This window comes from Acinetobacter sp. 802_lipA (assembly GCF_058242885.1).
Genome location: NZ_JBZAYP010000001.1, coordinates 502,028 through 521,676 on the forward strand (window position 1 = coordinate 502,028; position 19,649 = coordinate 521,676).

The 19,649-nt window shown below is 41.7% G+C and carries 15 protein-coding genes and 5 tRNA genes; 12 read left to right on the forward strand and 8 right to left on the reverse strand.

All coding sequences use genetic code 11. The annotated features are described in order from the left end of the window. Positions 1–579: 579 nt before the first annotated feature. The gene (argG, locus tag AC4CU3_RS02480) at positions 580–1,923 is read left to right on the forward strand and encodes an argininosuccinate synthase (protein WP_176537452.1); all 1,344 of its coding nucleotides are present in this window, start codon (positions 580–582) and stop codon (positions 1,921–1,923) included. Positions 1,924–1,978: 55 nt separating this feature from the next. Here the strand turns inward: argG and AC4CU3_RS02485 are convergent, their stop codons facing one another. Continuing rightward, a complete protein-coding gene (locus tag AC4CU3_RS02485) occupies positions 1,979–3,241 on the reverse strand; it encodes a GGDEF domain-containing protein (RefSeq protein ID WP_279044197.1) in 1,263 nt (420 codons plus the stop codon). Positions 3,242–3,392: 151 nt separating this feature from the next. Between AC4CU3_RS02485 and pyrC the strand changes: the two genes are divergently transcribed. The 3 genes from pyrC to AC4CU3_RS02500 all read left to right on the forward strand — a co-directional run bounded on the left by pyrC (position 3,393) and on the right by AC4CU3_RS02500 (position 5,167). Beyond that, the gene (pyrC, locus tag AC4CU3_RS02490) at positions 3,393–4,427 is read left to right on the forward strand and encodes a dihydroorotase (protein ID WP_010326368.1); all 1,035 of its coding nucleotides are present in this window, start codon (positions 3,393–3,395) and stop codon (positions 4,425–4,427) included. Next, on the forward strand, positions 4,412–5,071 hold the full coding sequence (gene rnt, locus AC4CU3_RS02495; RefSeq protein WP_279044198.1) for a ribonuclease T: 660 nt from the start codon (positions 4,412–4,414) through the stop codon (positions 5,069–5,071). The genes pyrC and rnt overlap by 16 nt, the downstream gene beginning before the upstream one ends. 20 nt (positions 5,072–5,091) lie before the next feature. Continuing rightward, positions 5,092–5,167: transfer RNA gene (locus tag AC4CU3_RS02500), tRNA-Glu, on the forward strand. A gap of 175 nt (positions 5,168–5,342) precedes the next feature. On the opposite strand, the gene AC4CU3_RS02505 is transcribed toward AC4CU3_RS02500, so the two are convergent. Next, entirely contained in the window at positions 5,343–6,371 is a 1,029-nt protein-coding gene (locus tag AC4CU3_RS02505; protein WP_490737974.1) for an IS701 family transposase, read from the reverse strand. 313 nt (positions 6,372–6,684) lie between these two features. Here AC4CU3_RS02505 and AC4CU3_RS02510 point away from each other — a divergent pair, with 313 nt between their 5' ends. The 7 genes from AC4CU3_RS02510 to AC4CU3_RS02540 all read left to right on the forward strand — a co-directional run bounded on the left by AC4CU3_RS02510 (position 6,685) and on the right by AC4CU3_RS02540 (position 11,305). Then, positions 6,685–8,115, forward strand: a complete 1,431-nt coding sequence (locus tag AC4CU3_RS02510; RefSeq protein WP_279045515.1) for an amino acid permease — start codon at positions 6,685–6,687, stop codon at positions 8,113–8,115. A 175-nt stretch (positions 8,116–8,290) separates the two neighbouring features. Beyond that, positions 8,291–8,366, forward strand: a tRNA-Glu gene (locus AC4CU3_RS02515). Between the two features lie 109 nt (positions 8,367–8,475). Continuing rightward, positions 8,476–9,888, forward strand: coding sequence for an amino acid permease (locus AC4CU3_RS02520; protein ID WP_058952081.1), 1,413 nt, complete (start codon positions 8,476–8,478; stop codon positions 9,886–9,888). A gap of 80 nt (positions 9,889–9,968) precedes the next feature. Continuing rightward, a complete protein-coding gene (locus AC4CU3_RS02525) occupies positions 9,969–10,874 on the forward strand; it encodes an alpha/beta fold hydrolase (protein ID WP_279045517.1) in 906 nt (301 codons plus the stop codon). A gap of 132 nt (positions 10,875–11,006) precedes the next feature. After that, positions 11,007–11,082, forward strand: a tRNA-Glu gene (locus tag AC4CU3_RS02530). A 24-nt stretch (positions 11,083–11,106) separates the two neighbouring features. Next, positions 11,107–11,182 (forward strand) — tRNA-Glu (locus AC4CU3_RS02535). 47 nt (positions 11,183–11,229) lie between these two features. Continuing rightward, positions 11,230–11,305: transfer RNA gene (locus AC4CU3_RS02540), tRNA-Glu, on the forward strand. 77 nt (positions 11,306–11,382) lie between these two features. On the opposite strand, the gene AC4CU3_RS02545 is transcribed toward AC4CU3_RS02540, so the two are convergent. Next, positions 11,383–11,991, reverse strand: a complete 609-nt coding sequence (locus AC4CU3_RS02545; RefSeq protein WP_279044937.1) for a YiiX family permuted papain-like enzyme — start codon at positions 11,989–11,991, stop codon at positions 11,383–11,385. A 62-nt stretch (positions 11,992–12,053) separates the two neighbouring features. On the opposite strand from AC4CU3_RS02545, the gene AC4CU3_RS02550 reads away from it, so the two are divergent. Then, positions 12,054–12,743 (forward strand): glutathione binding-like protein, encoded by a 690-nt coding sequence (locus tag AC4CU3_RS02550; RefSeq protein ID WP_279044938.1) that lies wholly within the window; start codon positions 12,054–12,056, stop codon positions 12,741–12,743. A gap of 7 nt (positions 12,744–12,750) precedes the next feature. On the opposite strand, the gene AC4CU3_RS02555 is transcribed toward AC4CU3_RS02550, so the two are convergent. The 5 genes from AC4CU3_RS02555 to AC4CU3_RS02575 form a co-directional block, all read right to left on the reverse strand. After that, positions 12,751–13,995 carry an NADH:flavin oxidoreductase/NADH oxidase family protein gene (locus tag AC4CU3_RS02555; RefSeq protein WP_490737975.1) on the reverse strand — a complete coding sequence of 415 codons (1,245 nt, stop codon included), beginning with the start codon at positions 13,993–13,995 and terminating at the stop codon, positions 12,751–12,753. A 118-nt stretch (positions 13,996–14,113) separates the two neighbouring features. After that, the gene (locus AC4CU3_RS02560; RefSeq protein ID WP_490737976.1) at positions 14,114–15,703 is read right to left on the reverse strand and encodes an ABC transporter ATP-binding protein; all 1,590 of its coding nucleotides are present in this window, start codon (positions 15,701–15,703) and stop codon (positions 14,114–14,116) included. Further along, positions 15,678–16,691: an ABC transporter permease gene (locus AC4CU3_RS02565; protein WP_279044943.1), complete on the reverse strand. Its 1,014-nt coding sequence runs from the start codon at positions 16,689–16,691 to the stop codon at positions 15,678–15,680. Before AC4CU3_RS02565 ends, AC4CU3_RS02560 begins: the two co-directional genes overlap by 26 nt. Next, positions 16,691–17,752: a microcin C ABC transporter permease YejB gene (locus tag AC4CU3_RS02570; RefSeq protein WP_259233473.1), complete on the reverse strand. Its 1,062-nt coding sequence runs from the start codon at positions 17,750–17,752 to the stop codon at positions 16,691–16,693. The genes AC4CU3_RS02565 and AC4CU3_RS02570 overlap by 1 nt, the downstream gene beginning before the upstream one ends. A gap of 21 nt (positions 17,753–17,773) precedes the next feature. Further along, the gene (locus tag AC4CU3_RS02575) at positions 17,774–19,615 is read right to left on the reverse strand and encodes an extracellular solute-binding protein (RefSeq protein WP_279044945.1); all 1,842 of its coding nucleotides are present in this window, start codon (positions 19,613–19,615) and stop codon (positions 17,774–17,776) included. Between the last annotated feature and the right edge of the window lie 34 nt (positions 19,616–19,649).

The window sequence follows — 19,649 nt, forward strand, 5'->3', positions numbered from 1 at the left end:
CTTTTGCCAATATTGGACAGACCAATATAAGCAACCGTAAAGAGAAACAAACCAATAATGACTTATACTTGGCTTATTTTGATTTAAAATGAAGTAAAACTTCAATTAAAAGTTAATATTGGTATGACCAATATTAACTACCTTTACAAACTAGATCATATTTCAATCAAATAAACATCATTGTTTTTACTTATATTTTTATCTGAATAATGCCAATTTTAGACTTTAGTCTAATAATATGAAAAATAATCACCGAACTTAAATCCAGCTTAATACTCAAAAAATGGAAAAATCACACAATATTGGTAATACCAATTTAAAACCAAACAAACTTCACCACTTTTCTGATTAATTTACAGCCTAAACATCTACTAAAAAGACAAAAATTGAGCACACAATATAGAAACCGATTTTATCCAGAAATTTTTCAACAGTATCGATATGCACATGAGCTTTAATATTTTTAAAGCCCTATGATTTTTTAGAAAAACCATTTGGAAAAGTGCTACAATCGCGGACATATGTATTCTTTCAGGCCACCTATTCTCGGTGCCTATATTTATATCGTTAGGATTAACAATGACTGATAATGCAACTATCTTGCAGAATGTCCCAGTTGGCAAAAAAGTTGGTATTGCCTTCTCTGGTGGTCTAGATACTTCAGCTGCACTTTTGTGGATGAAACAAAAAGGCGCAGAACCTTATGCTTATACAGCAAACTTAGGTCAGCCTGATGAAGACGACTACGATGCGATTCCAAAAAAAGCGGAAGCGTATGGCGCAGTAAAAGCTCGCTTAGTTGACTGCCGTTTACAGCTTGCACTTGAAGGTATTGCTGCAATTCAATGTGGTGCGTTCCACATTTCAACTGGTGGTGTACCGTATTTCAACACGACGCCGTTGGGTCGTGCAGTAACAGGGACTATGCTTGTTACAGCAATGAAAGAAGATGATGTAAACATCTGGGGTGATGGTTCAACATATAAAGGAAACGATATTGAACGTTTCTACCGTTATGGTTTGTTGACCAACCCTGCACTTAAAATCTATAAACCTTGGTTAGACCAAACGTTTATTGATGAATTAGGTGGTCGTGCTGAAATGTCGCAATTCTTGATCGACAACGGCTTTGACTACAAAATGTCAAAAGAAAAAGCGTATTCAACTGACTCAAACATGTTGGGCGCGACCCACGAAGCAAAAGATCTTGAATACCTCAATGCAGGGATCAAAATTGTTGACCCAATCATGGGCGTTGCGTTCTGGAAAGACGACGTAGAAGTTAAAGCTGAAGAAGTATCGATTACTTTTGAAGAAGGCTTCCCTGTTGCAATCAATGGTCAACGTATCGAAAACCCTGTTGAGTTCATCCTTGAAGCCAACCGTATTGGTGGTCGTCATGGTCTAGGTATGTCTGACCAAATCGAAAACCGTATTATTGAAGCAAAATCTCGCGGTATTTATGAAGCACCAGGTATGGCACTTCTACATATTGCTTATGAGCGCTTGGTGACTGGTATTCATAACGAAGACACGATTGAACAATACCGTATTAACGGTCTACGTTTAGGTCGTTTACTTTACCAAGGTCGTTGGTTCGACTCTCAAGCATTAATGCTTCGTGAAACTGCACAGCGTTGGGTTGCAAAAGCTATCACTGGTACAGTAACTTTAGAGCTTCGTCGTGGTAATGACTACACCATTATGAACACTGAGTCTGAAAACCTCACTTATGAAGCTGAGCGTTTAACGATGGAAAAAGGCGATTCAATGTTTACGCCAATGGACCGTATTGGTCAGTTAACGATGCGTAACTTGGACATTACCGATACTCGTGCGAAACTTGGTATTTATACCAATACTGGTTTATTAGCAGTCGGTACGGGTTCTGCTGTTCCACAGTTAAAAGACAAAAACAAATAAGTTTGTTGAATGTCAAAAAAACCGCTCATAAGAGCGGTTTTTTTATTTCAGTGACTTACTCTATACAAGGGGATGTGGTTAAAGGCTGGTAATAAATTTGATTACGCCCCAATCGCTTGGCGCGGTATAAAGCCTGATCTGCGATCCCCAGCAACTCGACTTTGCTCAAATCCACCTCACCTTTAAAGACCGTAATCCCTAAACTAATGGTGACAAATGGAGATACTTCAGACATTTGATGCGGAATTTCCAAACGTTCAATCGCTCGGTAAATATTTGAAGCCACCGCATAAGCGCCATGTGCATCAGTTTCAGGTAATAACACCACAAACTCTTCGCCGCCATAACGCGCCACAAAATCCATATGCCGAATCGCATTTTTAATAGATTTTGCAATCGATGAAATCACATCATCGCCCTTTTGGTGACCATAACAGTCGTTATATTTTTTGAAGAAATCAACATCAATAAACAAAATGGATAAAGGTGTTTCATCCTGACGTGATTGCTCATAATAGGTATCCATCATTTCGTCAAAATTACGCCGATTTGATATCTTCGTCAGCTCATCATTCTGACTCAAATGCAGCAATTCTGAAGTATGTATTCGATGTATTTTTTCACTAATTTTAGCACGGCGAATATTTAAAAAAATGATGCGCTCGCGGGCGTAAATCATACGACTAATGATAAACCCCAGCAAACAGCTACCAAACATCACACGCCCCATCACGATCGCATCAAACTTAACTAAAGTCGAAATCAGCACTAAAAATGAAACCCCAGCAGCTACTATGCCTGTGATAAAAACATATCCTGGTTTTACCCCAGTCAGTAAAAACCCCAGTACATAAATCATGCAGATAATCATCATTGCTTGATGGCGCAAAGCTTCGGTATGTACTGACATGGTCAACCAAGTCGTCGAGACCACAGCCCAAAACACAGCAAACATGGCTGCATAAGCAAAAAAAGGCTTCAGCTTGGTAAAATGTGAAAAAACATAAAGGAACAAAAGACAGATAGCACCATTCAGCAACCCAAGCAAGCAATGAGTAAAATCTTGTTTAAAATGAGACTGCTCAATAATCCAGTAATCCCCTGGAATCGTTAAAATGGCAAAAATAAAATAAGCCAAAACACCAGACCAAAGAAAGTCATTAATATTGCGACGCGCGCGCTCCAAGTTTAATCGCCAAAACTCTTGTTCTAATTTCTGAGGAAAAACCTGACCAATACGACGGTTGTGTCGTGTAATCAGCTCTTCCATTTTTTCTTTATCGTACTGAAGTTTGGCGAGGTTGTATTTATATTCCATACCAGACCAGATTTAATTCTTGTGGTTGCTTAAAAATAACACAAATTTACAAAGATAAATCATAATAATCAGACAAGATGCCTTTATTTGTCATTACCATTTTTGCCGTATATGCATTATCATCTGTTTTATTTCTTTGACAGAAATCGCCTTGAATACGATTACGATTCTCCAGCCAGATGACTGGCACGCTCACCTTCGTGATGGTCTTGCATTACAACGTACGGTTCCCGATTTAGCCCAACAGTTTTCACGCGCTATTTGTATGCCAAATACCGTACCTCCTGTTAAAACGGTTGAGGAGGCGAATGCGTACCGTGAACGCATCATGGCGCACGTACCAGAAGGCAATGCCTTCGACCCACGTATGGTGTTGTATTTTACTGACACAACTTCGCCTGAAGAAGTCAAAAAAATTAAAAACTCTGAGTTTGTAAATGCCATTAAACTCTACCCTGCTGGTGCGACCACCAACTCAGACAATGGTGTAAGCGACATTCGTAAAGTCTATGCCGTTATTGAGCAACTTGAAGAACATCAGGTTCCATTACTTCTGCATGGCGAAGTTACACACAATCATGTCGATATTTTCGACCGTGAAAAGCGTTTCTTAGACGAAGTTCTTTCTCCGTTGCTAAAGCAATTTCCAAAACTAAAATTGGTTTTAGAACACATTACGACCAGTGAAGCAGCTAACTTTGTTTTAGAACAAGACCGCAATGTGGCTGCAACCATTACTCCGCAGCATTTACTGTTTAACCGCAATGATATGTTGGTTGGTGGTATTAAACCGCACTTCTATTGCTTACCCATTTTAAAACGCCAAACCCATCAGCAAACTTTGCTCGAAGTTGCAACCAGTGCCAACCCTAAGTTTTTCTTAGGCACAGACAGTGCACCACACTCTAAAAATGCCAAAGAAAATGCATGTGGATGTGCAGGCTGCTACAGCGCACCAACGGCAATTGAACTTTATGCTCAAGCATTCGATCAAGTGGGTAAACTTGAACGCCTTGAAGGTTTTGCCAGCCACTTTGGTGCAGACTTCTACGGTCTACCGCGCAATACTTCAACAATTACACTCGTAAAAGAAGACCAAGTCATCCCTGAGAGTTTAGACTATTTGGATGGTGAACAAATTATTCCGCTGTATGCGGGTAAAACCATTCAATGGAGAAAAGTGTGACAAATGAAACATTGCCAATAATTGGTCAGCGTTTCCGTGGTTTTCTACCTGTTGTTGTCGATGTCGAAACAGCAGGTTTTAATGCACAGACCGATGCCTTATTGGAAATTGCTGCAATTCCGATTATTTATAATGAAGAAGGTCAATTTGTACCGGGTCCTGCACATCATGCGCATATCAACCCCTTTGAAGGTGCAAATCTAGACCGTCGCTCATTGGACTTTATTGGTATTGATCCCTTTAATCCCATGCGCATGGCCATGGCTGAAGACGAAAAAACAGCATTAAAACGTATTTTTAAAGCCATCAATGAAGTCCGTCGCCAACAGAACTGTACACATGCGGTCTTGGTCGGTCATAACGCCCACTTTGATTTAGGCTTTGTACAGGCAGCGATTGCACGTACAGGGACTAAAAATCAAAACCCATTTCACAGTTTCTCTGTATTTGACACCGTCACCTTAAGTGCTGTGATGTTTGGTCAAACCGTTCTTGCGAAGTCATGTATTCAAGCAGGGATTGAGTTCGATGGTAGAGAGGCCCACTCGGCTTTATACGACACTCAAAAGACCGCCGAACTGTTCTGTTATATTTTGAACAAACTCGCGCCGCACCTACTTGACACTCTGGTGGCGGATCAATAGGATACCGCCATCCTCGCAACGTCCCTATCGTCTAGAGGCCTAGGACATCGCCCTTTCACGGCGGTAACCGGGGTTCGAATCCCCGTAGGGACGCCATCTTATTCTATTTCTAGAAAACACCACTTTTCATTTAATCAGTTCTAATTGAACACCGATATTTCATTTCAATTTTAACCATGCGCTAGTTATACGATGCTTCGTGTTTTTCAAGGTTGATTGTTATGTTTAAGAAATTTTTAATCTTTTTATTGATTCTAGGACTTACGCACTATTACTTATAGATTCTCTGTGGTAGCAGATGATTTTTATCGAGAATAAAGTCATCAATGAAGTTTTTGATAATTGGTCTAAATAATTTCTTCTGCCAACGATATATATTTTCAAAGATCCGCTCAAACTGGTTCTTTTGTATCTCAACGTAGGCCATCAAGGCTGAAAAAATATGATTCAAAATCAGTTTAGATCGTCTTACTTGAAACTTTTCAATATGACAAACCTGTTTAATCACCCGGTGATATTGCTCTATTTTCCAATGACTTGAATGTAATTCATGAAAACCCTCAAAGGACAATAAATCATCTTCATCTTGATGCACAATATAAAACCTCTGCTGTTCTTTTAACTGAGTCTTAAATAATTGTACAAAGCCAAAATCTTTGAGCCAGACCACTTGACCCTGATGGAAATTCGGCAATAAACGCAGTTGAAACCATTGTCCTTTTTCTGGGGAAACCTTACGGTTACAGTCGATACCAAACATAAATCGAATACCATATTTTCTTATGGTTTTTAGATTTCCAGTCGATGAATACCAACTATCACCTGTAATAAATTGAATCTTTGCACCCCAACTGAGTACTTCACTTAACATATCCATAAAGTAATCATTCTTGGTTTTACTTTCAGATTTGTCATAAATTCGGAAATTAATTGGAATATTTTGACCATTTTGATCTGTCGCATACAAGGTAATGAGATTAATACCCTTGACGGATCGGTGGTGTTTGCCTGACCAAAAATAGCTAACCAAGTCCATATGCTGACTATACGGTTTATCTAAAACAGTATCATCAATACTGACTATAAGTTTATTATTATCAATATGTTGAATTGCTTCTTGATATAGGTCGTGAGGTGTGTAGTCTTCACGCTCTAGAAAGCGATTTACACTATCATGCGAGATGTTATAAGTCTCGGCAAGTTGTGTGCAGCTAATAGAGTTCGGTTCTGTCATGAGAAAGCCCATATAAATGGGTAGAGTACAAGTTGCTGTAGAAGCATGTTTAATTCGTCTGATCACAGATACTTTATAAAGTATTTTAATACTTTTTTGAATCCGTCAATGCGTAAGTCCTAGATTCTATCACCTTCTATTTTTTATCTATGGTTTGTCCAACAAGGAACCAACAACACCAAACAAGACCCTGTTGCAGAAGAAATACACCCAAGTGCTGAGAACAGCCCTTCTTATCCAACACCTGACCACTAAAAGTCGACTTTAAACATTTGTTTTTTAAATTAATACTGAGATTTCATTAGAAAATTTCAATTCACGTGATTTTTCATCTTATTAAAAACTAGAATATAACTTTAAGCCCATTGTTTGATTTTCTATGCAATCTGCAACGCCGCCTTCGCGGTCTTCAACTGATTCACCGCAAAATACCTCATTAAAACGTGCCATGAGCACACGCCACCTGATCATGTTATCGCTTGGTGGTGCCATTGGTACAGGCCTGTTCATGGGCTCAGGCGAAGTGATCTCTCAGGCAGGCCCTCTCGGTGCTGTACTGGCTTATATTATTGGCGGGTTGATCGCATATATGGTCATGCTTTGCCTCGGCGAGCTTGCAGTACATTTACCTGTTTCTGGTTCATTTGGTGCCTTTGCAACACGTTATATTGGCCCTGGCACAGGCTATATGGTGTCGTGGATGTATTGGCTCGGCTGGTCGGCAACACTCGGCACCGAATTTACCGCAGCAGCCATTTTGGTACAGGAATGGTTCCCACAAACGTCGATCTGGTTATGGACGTTAATCTTTGCCAGTGGCGTACTGATTTCAAACCTCAGTTCAACCCGAGCTTTTGCAGAGTCTGAGTTTTGGCTGTCCATGATCAAAGTCGCAACTGTACTCATTTTTATTCTTTTAGGCTTTGCCTGTATTTTCGGTATCATCCCTTTTCAGGGGGATGAGTCTGCACCCTTATTCAACAACTTGACTGCGCAAGGCTGGCTACCGAATGGTCTTATTCCGTTGTTTACCACCTTATTAATTGTGAATTTCGCTTTTAATGGCACAGAAATGATTGGTATTGCCGCAGGTGAAACTGAAAACCCAGAAAAAAATGTACCCAAAGCCATTCATGCCGCGGTTTGGCGCCTGATTATTTTCTTTGTTGGTACTATCATTGTCATTAGTTCCCTGCTCAGCTACACCAACACAGGTTTACAAGTGGGCGGACATGGCGGCTTAAGCAGCAGCCCGTTTGTAACTGTATTCACCCAAATGGGCATTCCCTATGCTGAAGACTTTATCCGTTTTGTGATTATCACGGCATTATTATCAACCGCGAACTCAGGCTTATATGCTGCATCTCGTATGATGTGGGCCCTGTCCTCACAAAACCAATTGCCCAAGCTCTTTGCTAAAGTGAGTAAATCTGGGGTGCCTTATATTGCCATTTGGGTCACCATGATCGGTGGCTTGCCGGGCTTGCTCTCAGAGCAGTTTGGTGCAGATGTCATTTTTAAGAACTTAATGGGTATTGCAGCTTTTACCATGGTAATTGTCTGGATGAGTATTTGCTGGAGTCAGTTTAACTTTCGTTGCCAATGGTTAAAGCAAGGTCGGGCTTTATCGGAGCTGAAATTCCGTACCCCTTGGTATCCGCTCGTTCCGATCCTAGGCTTTATCTGCTGTACAGCAACAGGCTTAAGTATGGCGGCTGACCCTGAAATGCTTTCAGGTTTTATTGGCTGCTTGCTCTTTATGGCGGCTTGCTATGCCAGTTACTATTGGCTCTATCATAATAAAGACTAAGTACCTTCAGCAAAGTGAGCTCAAGCTTATTTTTTGGGCTCACTTTTGCAACAATAAAAAATTCATTCAATTTAATTACTTGTTTTGCCTAATGTTTGAACTTTCAACCATTACAGAGCAAAAACCCTTTTGACAAATAGGCCTTTAATCCTTAATATACGCATCACCTCGCAACGTCCCTATCGTCTAGAGGCCTAGGACATCGCCCTTTCACGGCGGTAACCGGGGTTCGAATCCCCGTAGGGACGCCATCTCTTGATCTTATCCGATCAACACTTATTCATAATTACTATTATTTCATTGCAGATTTGCAGTTTTTCACTACAATAGCCCGCTTCATTCCTGAACTTATTAACGCTTATGCACTCATCTCCGAATGATGCTTCGCATCAGGGCAATTCTGCGCCTTTAAAACGCGCTATGAGTACTCGACATCTGGTTATGATTTCGCTTGGCGGCGCAATCGGGACGGGCCTATTTTTAGGATCGGGTGAAGTCATTGCACAAACGGGGCCTGTAGGTGCCATTATTTCTTATTTCCTCGGCGGGATCATTGCATATATGGTCATGCTGTGTTTAGGGGAACTTGCTGTTCATATGCCTGAGTCTGGCTCATTTGGTGCTTATGCCAAACGCTATATCGGACCAGGTACAGGTTATACCATCACATGGCTGTACTGGCTAACGTGGTCGGTCACGCTAGGAACCGAGTTTACAGCTGCTGCACTGCTCATGCAGGAGTGGTTTCCAGATAGTTCAATGTGGATGTGGACCTTAATATTTGGTGCTTTTGTATTTAGTTTAAATATGATCTCGACCAAATGGTTCGCAGAATCTGAGTTTTGGTTGGCTTTAGTCAAAGTTATCACCGTTGTTATTTTTATTTTATTGGGTCTACTCGCTATTTTTGGCGTGATTGGCTACAGAGGCTATGAAGCTGCGCCTTTATTTAGCAACTTAACGGCTCAGGGTTGGTTCCCAGAAGGCTTGTTCCCTATCTTTACCACCATGTTGATCGTGAACTTTGCATTTTCTGGTACAGAGCTGATTGGTGTTGCTGCGGGTGAAACCAAAGATCCTGCTAAGAATGTACCCAAAGCCATCAATACTGCGATTTTCCGCTTATTGATTTTCTTTGTGGGTACCATCTTGGTCGTGACTTCACTCCTTCCGCATCAAGAAGCAGGTTTAGCAGCTGAAGGCGTGAGTAGCAGTCCATTTGTGACCGTATTCCAGCACATTGGCATTCCTTATGCTGAAGATATCATTCGTTTTGTGATTATCACTGCGTTGCTATCTGCTGCGAATTCTGGACTATTTGCTGCTTCGCGTATGATGTGGTCGCTGTCTTATCAAAAGCAATTACCAGCAGTATTCTCAAAAATCAATGCACGTGGTGTCCCTTACGTGGCAGTTATCGTGACCATGATTGGCGGTATGCCGGGTTTACTGTCTGAACAGTTTGCACCTGAAGCCATTTTTACAAACCTTTTAGGTATTGCAGCGTTTACCATGGTAGTAGTTTGGATGAGTATTTGCTTAAGCCAATTTAACTTCCGTCGCCAATGGTATAAACAAGGACGTAAAAAAGAAGAATTAGGTTTTGCAGCGCCGCTGTTTCCTATTGTGCCAATCCTTGGCTTTATCTTCTGCTTTATCACCTGCGTCAGTATGGTGTTTGATCCAAGTATGCGTATTAGCTTCTTTGGTTGTTTATTGTTTATTGCAGTATGTTATGCCAGTTATTACACCTTTTATCACAAGAAATCTTAATCCGTATTGTTAAAAAGAGCGACTTCGGTCGCTCTTTTTTTTATACTGTTTTGATCAAGTACATCATCGGTGCATGCACGATGAATATTGTATGGATTCATGGGATGAATCAGCAGCACAAGACTGCACGTACCCTGCTTCAACATTGGCTTGTGATCTTACAACAGGTACTGAGCGAACTTGGCCGCGCAGATGACCTTCCCTATCTTCAGCGGCACAGTCGGCTGGCCTTTTATGGAGATCTTCTAACACGTCAGCATTTAGAAAACACCCTCAATGCCAGCACCCTCATGCCACAACATTGGTCTCCTTTTTCTTTTTTACATCCTATTCACCTGACGCACACCGCTGCACCCAATATCGAACATCAAGCTGAAATTTCTAAAAACCCTCAGCTCACAATTTCAGATGAACTCTCATTCAATAATAAAATTAAATACATCAGCCTCCTCGGCAAAGATCTGGCCTTACGTGACTTAGCTAGTTTAATCAACCACTTCCCTGAGCTGCATAGTAGCTTTATTCATCGTTTTTTGATGGAAGCGTATCTATATTTATCCAATCCACACTTCATCCACACCGTGCATACGCGTCTGCATGAGCACTTACACGGTACGAAACCCAATATTGTGATTGCCCACTCTCTAGGCAGCGTGATTGCCTATAATTATTTAATTCAACACCCCGAACTTAAGATTCAAGCACTAATTACCCTCGGTTCACCACTTGCCTTTCGCGTTATTCAGTGTCATTTGCAGCAACCTATTCAACGGCCTGCAGCTTTATATGGCGATTGGATCAATTTTTATTCAGATGCTGATTTTCTGAGTGCTTTCCCACTGAATCAAAAACCATTTGCTTTTACCCCCGCTATTATCAACAAGCAAATCACCACCGATCTTGCTCATCCTCATCTAATCGAAGGCTATTTACGCCATCCCAAGTTCATCAACAATTTGCTAAGCTTGCTTAAAAAATCGGCTTAAATCATATGATTTTTAATCATTTTATCTAGATTGTTTTAAATTTATGCACTCAACACGGAAAACTGGAATTATTTAGAGAAAAGCGTTTGACACCCCTCTATTTTCACCCTAATATACGCCCACCTCTGAAACGTCCCTATCGTCTAGAGGCCTAGGACATCGCCCTTTCACGGCGGTAACCGGGGTTCGAATCCCCGTAGGGACGCCAATTTCAGAAGTAAAGTTTTATTAAGTCCCTATCGTCTAGAGGCCTAGGACATCGCCCTTTCACGGCGGTAACCGGGGTTCGAATCCCCGTAGGGACGCCATTACTTAAGATCAAAAGTAATCGGTTTTAAAATATAACTTCTGTACTGTCCCTATCGTCTAGAGGCCTAGGACATCGCCCTTTCACGGCGGTAACCGGGGTTCGAATCCCCGTAGGGACGCCATATTCGAGATTGATTTTTTCTAGAGTCATCTCATAAAAAAGCCCAAGTATTATGACTTGGGCTTTTTTATTGCTTGTCTATTTACGATCAACTTCAATTAAAGCGGTCGAGGCAAAAATAGCCTGTGGCGCAATCACAGTTTCATTCAAGGGAATGTTTTTCCCATATCGCTGTTGCATGAGTTGCTTGACTTCAGACGAACTTAAATCAAATTGCTTCAGTTTGGATAACGGAGCCAACTCAATACCTAAAGCATCATGATAGGCCTTCCAGACTATTTCTGAGCAATATAAAGCACGATTGTCCCACTCAAAATAAAGATCATAAGGCTGGCCTAAGTATTGTTCTGCATTCTTGATTAGCGTCTGCTTTTGCTGAACAGTCAAATTCGTTTTAAAGCGCTTCACCACATAATGCCGTTCAACCCCGCGATCAATCCACTGCTGAAGTGCCGTATATTTCACAGGCTGAACCGCCTCTAAAACCCATGCTTTTCCATTTCTATTAACAATTAAACCCATATGGCTATAACGGGACTTGGTCGCTTTTTGTATCCCTAAACTTTGCTGAGACTTCGAAACATGAAAAATAATATCGCCCGTTTGATAGGACATATTCGCCCATAGCAGCTGAGGACTTACCAACAGTAAAACAGCACTTAAAATCGCAACATTTCTATTTTTCATCCTAGATTTCCTTTATTCTTCTTTTTATAGATACGATCAATTACTTAAAACTAAAAATATTTATGATCTTACATCATCTTCAAAACTCACGTTCACAGCGTATTCTTTGGCTACTTGAGGAACTTGAGCTATCTTATGAACTCAAACTTTATGATACAGCACAAGCTAAACAAACGAATCTTAAATTTCCAACGCTCGACATTCCACATGATACTCAGACGATACGACTTACGGAAAGCAGTGCAATCGTAGAATATTTATGTCAACTACACCAGAAGTTGATTATTCCCCATGACCTTACACAGTATTGGAACTTCTGTTTTTATAGCCATTATAGCGATGCCAGTCTCATGCCCAATAGCGATGCCAGTCTCATGCCCAATTTGGCATTGAAACAAGTTTTCCAACACATTAAACAACAAACACCTTTGGTTGTGCGTTTTGTGAGTTTGGCCTTTCAAAGCTCGTTCAATCGCGCTTATTTAAACCCTGAACTCCATCGACAACTTAAAGAAATTGATACCCACTTAAACACGCATGCATACTTTGCAGGTGATGTGTTTAGTTATGCCGATATCTTGATGTGGTTTCCACTCTATGCAGCCAGTTATGCCACACCGCAGTTTGCTCAGTATCAGGCCATTCAACACTATTTTACCCAAATACAAAGCAGACCTGCCTTTAATACTGCTATGACACGCGGGCAATGGTCTGCTTCTTATTTTGAACACTATTGGTCTATCACACAGTAAGTTCTACTTAGGCAGACTTTCTAGAGTTGACTTGCCCTTTAATCACCGCCTTTACATTGCCTTTTAAATAATTAAAAAACACTTTGAGCGGTGACAGTTTCGGATTTGGTCGTTTACCTTCTGCGATATCCTTAAATTGCGCGGCATACCAGATCACTTCCATAATCGCCATTTTATCAATCATCGAAATGCCTGTTTTGATCTTATCAACTGCATAACGTACATCTTGCCCTGCAATTAAACGATTGGTCACGTCGGGTTCTACCGCAAAGGGACGCGCCATCCCAATAAAATCACATGCACCACTTTCTAAGGCTGCGTTCATACCTGCCACTGTACGGAAACCGCCAGTCACCATCAACTTACACTGGACTTGTTCACGAATTTTTTCAGCAAACTCTAAGAAGTAAGCCTCACGTGCAATGGTCGATGCCTTACGTTTTTCTTGCTTCACCCCTGCCATGGCAGGTGCTTCATAACTACCACCTGAAATCTCAATCAAATCAATCCCAGCAGCATCAATGGCTTCAAATGTAGCGATTACATCTTCTTCCGAGATTCCGCCACGCTGAAAATCTGCTGAATTAAGTTTGACTGAAATAATAAACTGCTCTGACGTTGCTGCACGTACCGCTTTATAAATTTCCAATAAAAAACGCATGCGGTTTTCAGCAGTGCCACCCCATTGATCTTGGCGTTTATTGGTCAACGGCGATAAAAACTGACTGATGAGATAACCATGCGCACCATGTAATTGCACGCCTTCAAAGCCCGCTTTCTCACAAATGGCAGCTGAAATTGCAAAGCGCTGGATAATATCAAGGATTTCATCTTCACGAAGCGCTCGTGGCGTTCCAAAGCTCATTGCTAAAGCGGGACTAAATGGTACTGCTGAAGGTGCAACCGTTTCCTTATTTAAGCCCTTAGGACATTGACGGCCCGGATGTGACAACTGCACTAATTGCACCATGCCATGTTTTTTACCAATCGCAGCCCATTGTTTTAGTGGTTCTAAGTCACGCTCGGTTTCAATCACCACCACGCCTGGCTCATTTTTAGCTCGGAAGTCCACCATCACATTACCTGTAATGGCACAGCCTAGGCCTCCTTTTGCCCAAGCCTCATACAAGCCTAAGTGCAAATGATTCGGCTGGCCAGCATGATTAGCCAGTGCTTCACTCATTGCCCCTTTAATCATCTTATTTTTAAAATGGACCTGCCCAATGTCGATTGCGCTTGCAAGCTGGCTCATGAAAATTCATCCTTTAATATTTTTTAGTGTTTTTACTCTATGTGTTTTTTGGCTACAGTCAAGAGAATTTGACAATTCATTTTGTCAAAATTTCTGATCTTTTATTTAGAAAATGATTTTACTGATACTGACTGGCTTGAATCAATTGACGCGTATAGTCAGACTGCGGTTGCTCAAAAAGTTGTTCAGTGGCTTGCAATTCCACTACTTTGGCATGTCGCAAAACCAAAACTTGTTGGCAGAGTGCACGTACCACTTGTAAGTCATGGCTAATAAACAAATAGCTCATACCCTGCTCGTGTTGTAGGCGGCGTAATAACGCCACAATCGAACGCTGCGTACTTCGGTCTAAGGCCGAAGTTGGTTCATCTAAAATCAATAGTTTAGGTTGAAGTACCAAGGCTCGTGCCAAAGCCACACGCTGTCTCTGTCCACCGGATAGCTCATGTGGATAATAGCTTTTAAATGTGACAGGCAACTCCACCTGAGTTAAGACATTCTCAACATGTTGTGTCCTCTCAAACAAAGACAAAGGCTTTAAAGCCAAACCTTCTGCAATGATTTGTTCAACACTCATGCGTGGGTTCAAACTTGCGAACGGGTCTTGAAACACGATTTGAAAATCACCGCGAAGCGGACGTAATGCCTTTTGCGAGAGTTGGTTTAAATCATGTTCTCCAAACCGGATCTGCCCTCGACTTTCAATCAACCTTGCTACAGCCAGTGCCAAAGAACTTTTGCCTGCACCACTTTCCCCCACCACTCCCAAAGAATGCCCTTGAGCCAAGCTCAAGTCCAAAGCTTCAACCGCAGCAAGATACTGTGTCGTGCGATTAAACCAGCCTTTTTTAATCGGAAATTTAACCTCAAGTTGTTTTAAGCGGAGCAAAGGTGCTGCATCTTGTACGTTAATGGCTTGACCAAAAGAATGATTGAGTAAGTTTTGAGTATAAGTAGACTGCGACTGTTCAAAAATCTGCGCAACCGCCCCTTGCTCTACGACCTTACCTTGATGGATGACCACGACATCATCAGCATAGTGTTTCACCAAATTGAGGTCATGACTAATCAAAATCATGGACATGTTATGGCGCTGTTGTAAAGACTTCAGCAAGTCTAAAATTTGAACTTGCAGCATTACATCTAGAGCCGTGGTGGGCTCATCAGCAATCAAAATATCAGGCTCTTGCACCAGTGCCATGGCAATCATGACCCGCTGGCGTTGGCCGCCAGACAGCTCATAAGGAAAACGCTGCAACACACTTTCAGGATTTGGAATACCCACATCTTCTAACAAGGCAATTACTCGTTGCCGCGCTTGTGTTTTAGACCAACCCTGTAACCATAAAGTCTCGGCAATGATCTTTTCCACCCGATGCAAAGAATTTAAAGCGGTCATTGGCTCTTGAAAAACCATCGCGATTTTTTGCCCACGAATCGACCTAAGTTGCGCATCGCTCAACTTTAAGAGATTTTTTCCGTCTAACAGTACTGAGCCTTGCACTTGTAAAACTTTCGGCAACAAACCCATCAAGGATAAAGCACTGACCGATTTTCCTGAACCGCTCTCTCCAACCAGCGCCAAAGTCTGCCCAGCACGCAGTTCAAAACTGAGCTGATCGACTAATACCCGTTCTGAGCTGTGAATGCTCAGGGCATTCACTTCAAGTATCGGAGCTGTTCTATTGGCGTCTAGGGTCAAATGCATCGCGCAAAGCCTCCCCGATATACATCAGCAACGCAAGCACAATAGCCAAGCTAAAAAAGCCAGACAGAGCTAACCATGGTGCATTTAAATTATTCTTGCCTTGTAACAAAAGCTCACCCAATGATGCCGCATCAGGTGGTAGGCCATAGCCCAAGAAATCCAGTGCAGTTAGCGCTGTAATATTGGCTGTTAAGATAAAAGGCAGTTGTGACAGGCTAGAGCTGATTGCGTTAGGTAAAATATGCCGAAAAATAATAGCTCGGTTGGTGACACCTAAACTTCGCGCGGCACGGACATAATCCAACTGGCGCGCCCTCAAAAACTCAGCCCGTACCAGTGGAACTAAAATTGTCCAACTGAATAACAGCATGATTAAAAACAGCCAGTAAATATTTGGGCTAAACATACTAACTAAAATCATCACCATGAACAGCATGGGTAACCCACCCCACACTTCTAAAATGCGCTGCCCGATTAAATCGACCCAACCACCGTAATAGCCTTGTATTGCCCCAATCACAATGCCCAGTACAGTTGAACTGAAAGTCAAAATAAAACCGAACAGCAATGAGACACGTAAGCCGTATAATACTCGTGCCAAAACATCACGACCTTGGTCATCTGTCCCGAGCCAATTTTGCATTGTGGGTGGTGACGGTACAGGGACTGTCAAATCTACATTGGGGGTTTGATATGAATATCGAATCAACGGCCAAACAACCCAACCTTTTGCTTGAATCAGCTGCTGTACCACTGGATCTTTATATTCAGTTTCAGTTTCGAAAACACCGCCAAAAGTCGTTTCAGGATAGTGTTTCAATACAGGGAAATATAAGGTCTGATCATACTTAACCAATAGTGGTTTATCATTCGCGATTAGCTCTGAGGCTAAAGACAGTACAAAAACACAGATAAATAAAATACTACAACTAAGACCGAGCTTATTTTGCTTAAATCGTTTGAAACCTGCCTGTAAAATGGGTGACATCAGCCTCTCCCTTGCGAATCAAAATGTATTCGCGGATCAATCCACTGATACAACACATCGCCAATTAGACGCAGCAGCAAGCCCAACAAAGTAAAAATGAATAAGGTGCCAAAAATCACAGGATAGTCACGCTGCACAATCGCCTCAAAGCCCAATAAACCTAAACCATCCAGATTAAAAATGATCTCAATAAATAAATTACCCACAAAGAAGTAAGCGATTAAAGCTTCAGGTAAACCAGCAACCACAATTAATATCGCATTGCGAAACACATGACCATACAACACTTGAGACTCAGTCAGGCCTTTGGAACGTGCCGTCAGCACATAAGGCTTGCCTAGCTCTTCCATAAACGAATACTTGGTGAGATAAGTCACTGTGGCAAAGCCACCAATCACCATCGCCAAAAGCGGTAAAGCCATGTGCCAGAAATAATCTTTAATTTTGCCCCATAACGACAAATCCGCAAAATTTTCTGAAACCAAACCTTGTAAGGGGAACCATTGGAAATAAGAACCGCCTGCAAAAAAGACAATCAAGAGAATTGCAAAAATAAACGCAGGAACTGCATAGGCCACTGCCAACAGGAGCGATGTAGCCTGATCAAATACTGTGCCGTGCAATCGGGCTTTTTTGATGCCCAAAGGAATCGAAATCAGATAAATTAGCAAAGCACTCCACAGCCCCAAGGACACGGATACAGGTAATTTATCCTTAATCAGCGCTGTAACGGACTGGTCTTTAAAAAAGCTCGTGCCGAAGTCCAGTTGCGCGTAATTTTTCACCATTTCAAAAAAGCGTATATGCATGGGCTGATCAAAACCATAATGTGCTTTGATCTTTGCGAGCATTTCATCACTGAGCCCTTGCGCGCCTTGATAGACATTTGAGCCTCCACCTGCACCGCCCAAATTACCCAAAGTTTGCATAGCTTCCGCTTGTTGAATGGCTTGCTCAACAGGACCACCGGGCGCAATTTGAATCACAGCAAAATTGATCAGTAAAATCAGAAATAAGGTCGGAACGATCAGTAACAGCCTTTTGAATATATACTTACGCATCTCAAAAACCCCTATGCCTGTTTATTGCTTGGCTGACTGACCTAAATACTGACTCACCTGTTTCGCCTGTTTGGCATCACTCCACCAATAATCCAACCCGACATGTAACTGTGGACTTCGTGCCGGTTTTTGATACATGTTCCAATAGGCATACCATTGATCCGCTTTACCATAGGTTGGAATTTGATAATAACCTGCACGCAGTAATCGATCTAAAATACGCGTTTGCACGACCACTTGCTTACGATCAGGCGCTTGAATCAACTGTTGAATCATCTGATCAATTACCGGATTTTGAATACCCGAATAATTATAATTTCCCACCTGATGGGCTGAAGCACTGCCCCACAGTTGCACCTGTTCTTTGCCCGGTGTCAAAGACTGTGGCATCGTTTGTAGGGTCATATCAAAATCTTGAGTCCGCATACGCTCATAGTACTGCGGTGTATCAACCTGTCGAATGTTCAGCTGTATTCCTAGACGCTTTAGATGGCGAACAAAAGGCGTAATTTCACGCATAGCATCACTCGGCTGAATCAGAAACTCAAACTGAATCGGCTTATTCTTCCGATCTAACAGTTGACCTTTGGCATTATATGTATAGCCATTTTTTAATAAAATCTGTCGTGCGATAAGCAAATTATTTCGATTGTAGCCCGATCCATCTGAAGCTGAATAACGCCAGTTCTTTAAAACGCCATCTCGCTGCACAGGATGCAATTTCGCTAAATAAGGCTTTAAAATTTTAATTTCAGCAGCCGAAGGTAGACCCTTCGCCTCTAGTTCGCTATTAGAAAAATAACTTTGCAGGCGTTGATATTGCCCATAGAACATCGCTTTGTTTTGCCATTCAAAATCGTAGGCATAGGTTAAAGCTTGGCGAAAATAAATATCTTGAAAGGGCTGACGGCGAGTATTAAACACAAAACTTTGCGTTGGAATCGGATTGAAATGCTTAAATCGATATTTTTTAACGAGACCTTGTTTCGCTGCGGGAAAGTTATAGGCTGTCACCCATTGTCGTGCAGACTCTTCCTCATGCAAGGTATATAAACCCGACTTAAATGCAGTAAAAGCAATATCTTTGCTGCGATAGTACACATAACTCACGCGATTAAAATTATAGCGCCCTAGATTGACCTTTAAATCTCTGGCCCAATACTTTGGATTACGTTTATAAACAACCCGCTGCCCGGCATTGATTTTCTCTAAAAGATAAGGACCTGAGCCTAAAATCGGTTTGATCGAAGTTTTACTAAAGTCTTTGCCTTGCCAGTCTTTTTTGGAATAAATTGGCATTCTGGCTACAATCAAAGGCATTTCCACATTATTTCGGGTTTTAAAATGCATTTTGACGCTGTATTTGGACAACACTTCGGTCTTGGCTAAATCCGACAAATACATCTGTAAGCCGAAATTGGACTTGGTTTGAAAGATATCAAAACTGAACTTTACATCGGCTGCGGTAACAAGACTGCCATCACTAAACCGTGCGTTGGGGTTTAAATGAAAAATGATCGCGTTAAAGTTTTTCGGGTCATAGCTGACCTTTTCTGCCAGCAATGGATACATTACCGCAGGCTCATCCAAAGAACTACTCATGAGTGAGTCAAATAAATAATTGGTTCCCTCAACCGCAGTACCGCGACCATTCATGCTGTTTAAGTTATCAAAACTCCCAATGACTGCACGTGTTAATTCACCACCCTTCGGTGCCTGCACATTGGCATAAGGCAGATGATCCAATTGGCTGTATTTCGGCGTACTATAGGGTGCAATAAAAGGCATGGTCTGCAATGCAGACCATGCCTTTAATGGAATCGCTACAAGGCTGAACAGCAAGAATGTTGTTCTAACCTTCATCGGGACTTTCTCTGAAATTGCATTTCAACTCAAT

Excerpts from the sequence above, each read along its gene's own strand:
- argG (WP_176537452.1), top strand. The coding sequence starts at position 580 with ATGACTGATAATGCAACTATCTTGCAGAATGTCCCAGTTGGCAAAAAA.
- AC4CU3_RS02485 (WP_279044197.1), bottom strand. The coding sequence starts at position 3,241 with ATGGAATATAAATACAACCTCGCCAAACTTCAGTACGATAAAGAAAAA.
- rnt (WP_279044198.1), top strand. The coding sequence starts at position 4,412 with ATGGAGAAAAGTGTGACAAATGAAACATTGCCAATAATTGGTCAGCGT.
- AC4CU3_RS02510 (WP_279045515.1), top strand. The coding sequence starts at position 6,685 with ATGCAATCTGCAACGCCGCCTTCGCGGTCTTCAACTGATTCACCGCAA.
- AC4CU3_RS02520 (WP_058952081.1), top strand. The coding sequence starts at position 8,476 with ATGCACTCATCTCCGAATGATGCTTCGCATCAGGGCAATTCTGCGCCT.
- AC4CU3_RS02525 (WP_279045517.1), top strand. The coding sequence starts at position 9,969 with ATGAATATTGTATGGATTCATGGGATGAATCAGCAGCACAAGACTGCA.
- AC4CU3_RS02545 (WP_279044937.1), bottom strand. The coding sequence starts at position 11,991 with ATGAAAAATAGAAATGTTGCGATTTTAAGTGCTGTTTTACTGTTGGTA.
- AC4CU3_RS02550 (WP_279044938.1), top strand. The coding sequence starts at position 12,054 with ATGATCTTACATCATCTTCAAAACTCACGTTCACAGCGTATTCTTTGG.
- AC4CU3_RS02555 (WP_490737975.1), bottom strand. The coding sequence starts at position 13,995 with ATGAGCCAGCTTGCAAGCGCAATCGACATTGGGCAGGTCCATTTTAAA.
- AC4CU3_RS02560 (WP_490737976.1), bottom strand. The coding sequence starts at position 15,703 with ATGCATTTGACCCTAGACGCCAATAGAACAGCTCCGATACTTGAAGTG.
- AC4CU3_RS02565 (WP_279044943.1), bottom strand. The coding sequence starts at position 16,691 with ATGTCACCCATTTTACAGGCAGGTTTCAAACGATTTAAGCAAAATAAG.
- AC4CU3_RS02570 (WP_259233473.1), bottom strand. The coding sequence starts at position 17,752 with ATGCGTAAGTATATATTCAAAAGGCTGTTACTGATCGTTCCGACCTTA.
- AC4CU3_RS02575 (WP_279044945.1), bottom strand. The coding sequence starts at position 19,615 with ATGAAGGTTAGAACAACATTCTTGCTGTTCAGCCTTGTAGCGATTCCA.